This is a genomic window from Streptomyces sp. NPDC005070 (assembly GCF_053600395.1).
Genome location: NZ_JBSFZS010000466.1, coordinates 1 through 1627 on the forward strand (window position 1 = coordinate 1; position 1627 = coordinate 1627).

The 1627-nt window shown below is 66.9% G+C and carries 2 protein-coding genes; both read left to right on the plus strand.

Annotation, left to right across the window (positions count from 1 at the left end; all coding sequences use genetic code 11):
* The first annotated feature begins 373 nt into the window (after window positions 1-373).
* The gene (locus ACWEBX_RS40300; RefSeq protein ID WP_451889660.1) at window positions 374-661 is read left to right on the plus strand and encodes a hypothetical protein; all 288 of its coding nucleotides are present in this window, start codon (window positions 374-376) and stop codon (window positions 659-661) included.
* 97 nt (window positions 662-758) lie between these two features.
* Window positions 759-1169 (plus strand): hypothetical protein, encoded by a 411-nt coding sequence (locus ACWEBX_RS40305; RefSeq protein WP_451889661.1) that lies wholly within the window; start codon window positions 759-761, stop codon window positions 1167-1169.
* The last annotated feature ends 458 nt before the right edge of the window (window positions 1170-1627 follow it).

The window sequence follows — 1627 nt, forward strand, 5'->3', positions numbered from 1 at the left end:
CGTCCAGCAGCCGGACCCGCAGGCAGCGTGAGCCAGGAATCCCCCTGCTTCAGCTGGGGGAGGATTCAATAACTGACCCGAACGCACCTACTGAAGTCCAGGGTCCACTCCTAGCGTGAACTGCGATCAACTAGATGATCCCTGTCGCCAGGAGGACTCCTTGTCCCGAAGAGGCCGGATGCAACGAATCGCCATTGCTGGGTCGGCGACGCTCGTAGCGCTCGGGCCTACCGTCGCCAGAGCTGCCGATGAGCCAGATTCCGGTCCCGTCGAGCAGGAGGTGTCGGCGTCCCTGGACGGCGCAGCCAGCGACACGGTTTTCTGCACGTACCGTGCGGAGAAGCCGAATTACAGCGCCAACAAGATGACTGGCGTGGGCGGGATCAAGAGCTGCACACCTCATGCGCCGTTCTCGTGCAACAGCGAGTCGGAGATCGAGTGGTACAACCCCGGCCCGGGCCGGTGGCTTACCGTGGCGCAGTCCAGCCGCCAGTACGCCTGCCCGCCGCCGTACCGGACGACCACGGCTTCCTTCACCTGCGAGTACCGGAGTTCGGATCCGCTGTACAGCTACCGCACACGCGTGATCGGCTCCATCTACTACGGCGAGACCGCGAACGCGGACGTGAGCGGAGCCGTCCTGAAGGCCCGCTGCCTCTAACCCCCGCACAGCCCTGATCCGATCGACGAAGGCGAGACCGACCACCGTGGACGTCTGGACGGCGTGTGTGACGTGCAGCGAGCGGATCCTGGAGGCCGTGGACCGTATCCCCGGGGAACGCGTCGACCGCTTCGAGCGGTTCCGGACCTGGTCGATGGCCCCCGCCACCGCAGAGGCACTGCTGAAGACGCTGCTCACCTTGAGCATCCACGCCCTCGTCCTGGACGCGGTCGCCCAGGGAGAAACCGGCACTGAAGCCCTGGTGCAACGGCTTCGGCTCGCGGACATCGAAGCCACGGCTACCACACGCCCCTCACACGAGCTCCTTGCCGGCCTGCCACGCCTCGACGAGGACGACCAGCTTCACGTCGACGCTCTTCGGGTGCTCATCTACGACGACGCATCGGCCCTGCACCTGGCCCGCTTGAGCCAGATGGTCCGCATCTGCCTGATGAACGTCGCCGCTGCCCTGCCTACCAGCGATCCGGTCTGCGCCGACATTCGCTGAGGTCAGCCAAGGGCCAGTGTCACGGTCGGCGGACGTCTGTCGGTCCCGCCGCCGCACGCCCGGCGCGCGAGCCGCCGTGAACGAGTCCGGCCGGGCAGACAGTGCTGCGGCGGCGTCTGCTGATGCTGTCTGCGTGGTTGTGGTGGCATCCGTTCTGGTCACAGCCGGGGAGCGGGTGGAGTTGCGCAATCGGGTCCGGACCTGGCGTGCGCAGAGAACGGGCGACCTGCGCACCTGACCGAGCGGGAACAGATCCTGCGCATCATCCGTCAGTCCATAGGACCGTGGGGGCTGACCGTCGTGCTGCCCCGGCTGTGCGGACGGCCGGGGGCCAGTTCGTGAACGCGGCGACTGTCGGCGGTGCCTGGTGGAGCCCTTGCAGCCCGAAGCGTGACGACGTCTTCCCGCCGTCGTTGACCAGCACGACTCCATAGACCGGGCTCCGGGGATGTCTTCAC